The sequence below is a fragment of the Mesorhizobium sp. M0701 genome (genome assembly GCF_040320365.1).
Lineage (GTDB): Bacteria > Pseudomonadota > Alphaproteobacteria > Rhizobiales > Rhizobiaceae > Mesorhizobium.
Window position 1 is genome coordinate 1 of the sequence record NZ_JAMYPO010000093.1, and the last position, 5,867, is coordinate 5,867.

The window sequence follows — 5,867 nt, forward strand, 5'->3', positions numbered from 1 at the left end:
TGGGGGCCAGTTGCAAGCCGCCCCGCACCCCCGGGGGGCCCCGCGCCCGTTACTTGGGGGTGTTTGGGGCCCGCTAACGGGGGGTTGTGGGGGCTTTCGTAGAGCGCGGCTCCCCCTCTCCGTCTCGGCTTCGCCGAGCCACCTCTCCCCCACTTCCGTGGGGGCGAGGAACCCGAGCTGGGATGATGCCGCGGTCCTCCGGCAGGACAGAGGGGGCCGCGAAGGAACTCGACCGAGCGATCTTCCCGCAGGAAGTTCCTGCTCTTGCGCCAGACTGGCCCGGGCATTCGCCAAATTGCGCGCCGGCGCGGAAGATCGACAAGAAATTTCGCCGACATATCTCCATCCTGTCGGCCGCGGGCAGCAGCCAGCGGCAGCGAAGCCTCGCCCGACGAATTGGCACTGCTCTGGCGGTGTGCAAATATCCTGGCCGGGCAACAGTGGAGGACCGAGATCATGGCCGATGCCGGAATGCTGCGCTTCCATGTTCCGGAACCGGAAGTGCGGCCGGGCGGGACGCCGGATTTCTCCAATGTGAGCATTCCAAAAGCTGGCTCGGTGCCGCGCCCGAAGATCGACGTCGACCCGCGCGACATCCGCGATCTGGCCTTCTCGATCATCCGCGTGCTCAACCGCGCCGGCGAGGCGGTCGGGCCGTGGGCAGGACTGCTTTCGGACGACGAGTTGCTGGAGGGGCTGCGCCATATGATGACGCTGCGCAGCTTCGATGCGCGCATGCAGATGGCGCAGCGCCAGGGCAAGACCTCTTTCTACATGCAGCATCTCGGCGAAGAGGCAGTGAGCTGCGCCTTCCGCAAGGCGCTGTCGCGGGGCGACATGAATTTTCCGACCTATCGGCAGGCCGGCCTGCTCATCGCCGACGGCTACCCGATGGTCACGATGATGAACCAGATCTATTCGAACGAGGCCGATCCGCTGAAAGGGCGGCAATTGCCGATCATGTATTCGTCGAAGGAGCACGGCTTCTTCTCGATCTCCGGCAATCTGGCGACGCAGTACATCCAGGCGGTCGGCTGGGCGATGGCCTCGGCAATCAGCAACGATTCAAAGATCGCCGCCGCCTGGATCGGCGACGGCTCGACCGCCGAGTCCGACTTCCATTCGGCGCTGGTGTTCGCCTCGACCTACAAGGCGCCGGTCGTGCTCAACGTCGTCAATAACCAGTGGGCGATCTCGACCTTCCAGGGCATCGCCCGCGGCGGCTCCGGTACTTTTGCCGCCCGTGGGCTCGGCTTCGGTATTCCGTCGCTGCGCGTCGACGGCAACGACTATCTCGCCGTCCATGCGGTGGCCAAATGGGCGGCGGAACGGGCGCGCAGCAATCTCGGGCCGACGCTGGTCGAATACGTCACTTACCGCGTCGGCGCCCATTCCAGCTCCGACGACCCGTCGGCCTACCGGCCGAAGGCCGAGTCCGACGCCTGGCCGCTCGGCGACCCGATCGTCAGGCTGAAGAACCATCTCATCCAGCGCGGCGTCTGGTCGGACGAACGCCACGCCCAGGCCGAGGCGGAAATCCTCGACACGGTGATTTCGGCGCAGCGGGAGGCCGAGCGCCATGGCACGCTGCATGCCGGCGGCAAGCCCTCGGCGCGCGACATGTTCGAGGGCGTCTATGCCGAGATGCCGCCGCATCTCAGGCGCCAGCGCCAACAGGCAGGGGTCTGATCATGCCGCGGCGGACCATGATCGAGGCGATCCGCGACGCCATGGACGTGTCGATGGCGCGCGACAGCCAAGTCATCGTGTTCGGCGAGGATGTCGGCTTCTTCGGCGGCGTCTTCCGCTGCACCCAGGGCCTGCAGGCGAAATACGGCAAGAGCCGCTGCTTCGATGCGCCGATCAGCGAATCCGGCATTGTCGGCGCGGCCATCGGCATGGCCGCCTACGGGCTGAAGCCTTGCGTCGAAGTGCAGTTTGCCGACTATGTTTATCCGGCCTATGACCAGATCGTCTCGGAAGCGGCGCGGCTGCGCTACCGGTCGAACGGTGATTTCACCTGCCCGATCGTCGTGAGAATGCCGACCGGCGGCGGCATTTTCGGCGGCCAGACCCACAGCCAGAGCCCGGAGGCGCTGTTCACCCACGTCTCCGGCCTGAAGGTCGTGGTTCCGTCCAATCCGCATGACGCCAAAGGCCTGCTGATCGCGGCGATCGAGGATCCCGACCCGGTGATCTTCCTGGAGCCGAAGCGGCTCTACAACGGCCCCTTCGACGGTCATCACGAGCGGCCGGTAACGCCATGGTCGAAACATGAGCTCGGCGAAGTCGCCGACGGCCACTACACGGTGCCGCTCGGCAAGGCGGTGATCCGACGGCCGGGTGCGGCAGTCACCGTGCTTGCCTATGGCACGATGGTCTATGTCGCCCAGGCGGCAGCCGAGGAGACCGGCATCGATGCCGAGATCATAGATCTGAGGACACTGCTGCCGCTCGATCTCGAGACGATCGTCGCCTCGGTCAACAAGACGGGGCGCTGCGTGGTCGTGCACGAGGCGACGCTGACATCGGGGTTCGGCGCCGAACTTTCGGCGCTGGTTCAGGAGAGCTGCTTCTACCATCTGGAAGCGCCTGTGACGCGGGTCACCGGCTGGGACACGCCCTATCCGCATGCGCAGGAGTGGGACTATTTTCCCGGTCCTGCCCGGCTAGGCCGCGCGCTGGTCGAAACGATGGAAGCCTGAAGGGGGAACGATGGGCGAATATGTCATCAAGCTGCCCGATGTCGGCGAAGGCGTCGCCGAGGCCGAGCTCGTCGAATGGCAGGTCAAGGTTGGCGACCTCGTGCGCGAGGACGCCGTGCTTGCCGCCGTGATGACCGACAAGGCGACGGTCGAAATTCCGTCGCCCGTCGATGGCGAGATCGTCTGGTTGGGCGCCGAGATCGGCGACACGGTGGCGATCGGCTCGCCGATTGTCAGGTTGAAGGTGGCGGGCGAGGGCAATGTCAGGGATGCTGCGTCGCAGGCCACTGAGGCGGGCGCCAAGAATACCCCCACCGGGCGCAGTACCCCCACCCCTAACCCCTCCCCACAAGGGGGAGGGGGACGTGCCGCAACCTCCAAGGCCGAACCCGAGACCGCTCCACGATCACCTGGAAAAACACCAACGCATAAGGGACTAAGTGCGGCGGGTGGCGAATCCCCCTCCCCCTTGTGGGGAGGGGCTAGGGGTGGGGGTACTGCGCCGGCTTTCGGGGGTATAGCGCCGGTCGGTGCGCGGCGCCCCGAGGGCGAAAAGCCACTGGCCTCGCCGGCCGTCCGCCTCAGGGCGAAAGAGGCCGGCATCGACCTTCGGCAGGTCCCGGGAACCGGCCCAGCCGGCCGCATCCGGCCCGAGGACATCGACGCCTTCCTGGCACGCGGACCGCAGCTCGCGAAGGCCCTTGGCCTCGTCCGCAACGAGGCGGTCGAGGACATCAAGATAATCGGGCTCAGGCGAAAGATCGCCGAGAAGATGACGCTGGCCAAGTCGCGCATCCCGCATATCACCTATGTCGAGGAGATCGACGTCACCGCGCTCGAGGATTTGCGCGCCGCGCTCAACAAGGAGAAGCGGCCGGGCGCGGACAGGCCGAAGCTGACGCTGCTGCCGTTCTTGATGCGGGCGATGGTCAAGGCAATCGCCGACCAGCCCAATATCAACGCACTGTTCGACGACGAAGCCGGCATCGTCCACCAGCATGGCGGCGTCCATATCGGCATCGCCGCGCAGACGGCTTCCGGGCTGATGGTGCCGGTGGTCAAGCACGCCGAGGCGCGCGACATCTGGGACTGTGCAGCCGAGGTTGTCAGGCTGGCCGAGGCGGCAAAATCCGGCACGGCGACGCGCGACGAACTCTCGGGATCGACCATCACCATCACTTCGCTGGGCGCCATGGGCGGCGTGGCGACGACGCCGGTGATTAATCATCCGGAAGTGGCGATCGTCGGCGTCAACAAGATGATGGTGCGGCCGGTATGGGACGGCAGCCAGTTCATCCCGCGCAAGATGATGAACCTGTCCTCCAGCTTCGACCACCGCGTCGTCGACGGTTGGGACGCGGCGGTGTTTGTCCAGCGGATCAAGGCGCTGCTGGAAACGCCAGCGCTGATTTTTGTGGATTGAGGAGATGAACAGAGGATCGCAGGGGCGCGAGATGAGAGCAGTAGCGATCCTTCGCGCGCCCCTCTGCCCTACCGGGCATCTCCCTCTCAAGGGGGGAGATCGGCCGTCATCCCGCCTTTCGCCAATCTCCAGCTTTGCAGGACTAAGCCGAGCGCGAAAGCTGCCAATCTCCCCCCTTGAGGGGGAGATGTCCAGCAGGACAGAGAGGGGTGCTGTGCCGCCTACTCCTCGAACTAAGGTGCCATGATGAAGGAAATCTCCTGCAAGCTGCTGGTCATCGGCGCCGGTCCGGGCGGCTATGTCTGTGCCATCCGCGCCGGGCAGCTTGGCATCGACACGGTGATCGTCGAGGCAGGCAGACCGGGCGGCACTTGCCTCAATGTCGGCTGCATCCCGTCAAAGGCGCTGATCCATGCAGCCGAAGAGTTCGAAAAGCTCTCGCACATGGCCGGCGGCAAAAGTCCACTCGGCATAACGGTCGCGGCACCGTCGCTTGATCTCGCAGCGACCATTGCCTGGAAAGACGGCATCGTTAGCCGGCTGAACAACGGCGTCGCCGGCCTGCTGAAGAAAGCTGGCGTGAAGACGGTGCATGGCTGGGCGACATTTCGCGACGGCAAGACCGTTGCCGTCGAGACCGAGATCGGCATGCAGGTGATCCGCGCCGAAACGGTGGTGATAGCGACCGGCTCGGCGCCGGTCGAGCTGCCATCGCTGCCGTTCGGCGGGCCGGTCATTTCGTCGACCGAGGCGCTGGCGCTAAGCGAAGTTCCGGAGAGGCTGGCGGTGGTCGGCGGTGGCTATATCGGGCTGGAACTCGGCATCGCCTTTGCCAAGCTGGGGGCCAAGGTGACCGTGGTCGAGGCGTTGCCGCGCGTGCTGGCGCAATATGATGCGGAACTGACCCGGCCGGTGGTGAAGCGGCTGGCCGAACTCGGCATCGAGGTGCTCGTGAACGCCAAGGCCAAGGGGCTGTCCACTAAGCGCGACGCGCTGCTGGTCGAGACGAATGGCGGCAAGAACGGCAAGATTGCCGCCGACAAGATGCTGGTCACAGTCGGTCGCAAGCCGGTAACCGAAGGCTGGGGGTTGGAGCAGATCGACCTCGACATGGCCGGACCCTTCATCCGCATCGACGACCAGTACCGCAGCTCGATGCGTGGAATCTTTGCCATTGGCGACGTCACCGGCGAGCCGATGCTGGCGCACCGGGCGATGGCGCAAGGCGAAATGGTCGCCGAGATCGTCGCCGGCCACAAGCGCAGCTGGGACAGACGAGCGATCCCGGCTGTCTGTTTCACCGATCCGGAGCTGATCACCGCAGGCCTGTCGCCGGAGGAGGCCAAGACCCGTGGCGAGATCAAGGTCGGACTGTTTCCCTTCACCGCCAATGGCCGGGCGATGACGAAGTTGGGCGAGGACGGATTCGTTCGGGTAGTGGCGCGGGCGGACAACCATCTGGTGCTTGGCATCCAGGCCGTCGGCCAGGGCGTGTCGGAACTGTCGACGGCCTTTGGGCTGGCGCTGGAGATGGGCGCGACGCTGGAGGACATCGCCGGGACGATCCATTCCCATCCGACACAGGGCGAGGGTTTTCAGGAAGCGGCGCTGAAGGCGCTGGGGCACGCACTGCATGTCTGATGGCTCGCGCTCTCCCCCTTGAGGGCAGGGGAATCGCATATGGCGATTTTGGGGTTGAGTTTAGGCTGAGAAAGGATTCTTTGGAGAGGCAGTTGAGC

At 65.4% G+C, this 5,867-nt stretch carries 4 protein-coding genes; all 4 read left to right on the forward strand.

The features are described 5' to 3' along the window. The first annotated feature begins 456 nt into the window (after window positions 1–456). The 4 genes from NKI24_RS35430 (at window position 457) to lpdA (ending at window position 5,769) form a co-directional block, all read left to right on the forward strand. The gene (locus NKI24_RS35430) at window positions 457–1,689 is read left to right on the forward strand and encodes a 3-methyl-2-oxobutanoate dehydrogenase (2-methylpropanoyl-transferring) subunit alpha (RefSeq protein ID WP_254817940.1); all 1,233 of its coding nucleotides are present in this window, start codon (window positions 457–459) and stop codon (window positions 1,687–1,689) included. A 2-nt stretch (window positions 1,690–1,691) separates the two neighbouring features. Next, window positions 1,692–2,705: an alpha-ketoacid dehydrogenase subunit beta gene (locus NKI24_RS35435; RefSeq protein WP_352685069.1), complete on the forward strand. Its 1,014-nt coding sequence runs from the start codon at window positions 1,692–1,694 to the stop codon at window positions 2,703–2,705. A gap of 10 nt (window positions 2,706–2,715) precedes the next feature. Then, entirely contained in the window at window positions 2,716–4,128 is a 1,413-nt protein-coding gene (locus NKI24_RS35440) for a dihydrolipoamide acetyltransferase family protein (protein WP_352685066.1), read from the forward strand. Between the two features lie 246 nt (window positions 4,129–4,374). After that, window positions 4,375–5,769: a dihydrolipoyl dehydrogenase gene (lpdA, locus tag NKI24_RS35445; protein ID WP_352750786.1), complete on the forward strand. Its 1,395-nt coding sequence runs from the start codon at window positions 4,375–4,377 to the stop codon at window positions 5,767–5,769. Window positions 5,770–5,867: the final 98 nt, after the last annotated feature.

Coding starts and splice junctions, on each gene's coding strand:
- NKI24_RS35430 (WP_254817940.1), top strand. CDS start 457: ATGGCCGATGCCGGAATGCTGCGCTTCCATGTTCCGGAACCGGAAGTG.
- NKI24_RS35435 (WP_352685069.1), top strand. CDS start 1,692: ATGCCGCGGCGGACCATGATCGAGGCGATCCGCGACGCCATGGACGTG.
- NKI24_RS35440 (WP_352685066.1), top strand. CDS start 2,716: ATGGGCGAATATGTCATCAAGCTGCCCGATGTCGGCGAAGGCGTCGCC.
- lpdA (WP_352750786.1), top strand. CDS start 4,375: ATGAAGGAAATCTCCTGCAAGCTGCTGGTCATCGGCGCCGGTCCGGGC.